Origin of the sequence: Leptolyngbya sp. BC1307 (assembly GCF_002286735.1) — a bacterium.
GTDB lineage: Bacteria > Cyanobacteriota > Cyanobacteriia > Phormidesmidales > Phormidesmidaceae > Phormidesmis.
The window spans coordinates 1-335 of sequence record NZ_NRTA01000209.1; the positions used below are offsets into that span (position 1 = coordinate 1).

The 335-nt window shown below is 51.9% G+C and carries 1 pseudogene; it reads left to right on the forward strand.

Going from position 1 to position 335, the window contains the following annotated elements:
* Positions 1–194: pseudogene (locus CKL79_RS23685) on the forward strand (hypothetical protein); the annotation flags it as partial.
* Between the last annotated feature and the right edge of the window lie 141 nt (positions 195–335).

Here is a 335-nt window from a genome sequence, read left to right on the forward strand (position 1 = left end):
GGTGGCAATGGGCCACTCAGGCGCTCGCCGCAGAGACCGCACAGAGCGAGACCCAAAACTGGGTGCTCACCGCCATGCTGCCTTGGGTCTACTGGACCAGCCCTCTAAAGGTCATTCCAAGGCTGCTTAATAATTTCTGTAACCCTTTCTATAGGGAGCTTTGGCTTATCAGTCCCGAAAACGCCAATCGTTAAGTTGGTTAAAGCAAGCGTGCCACCGCCCTGCTAGCGGTTGAATGATGGAGAGGTAGCCGCACAAAAGCAGGTCAATTCAACGATGATTTTGGCAGAAGTATTTGAACGTTTCGTCAGCGAAAGTCCGCTAACGGTGATGTT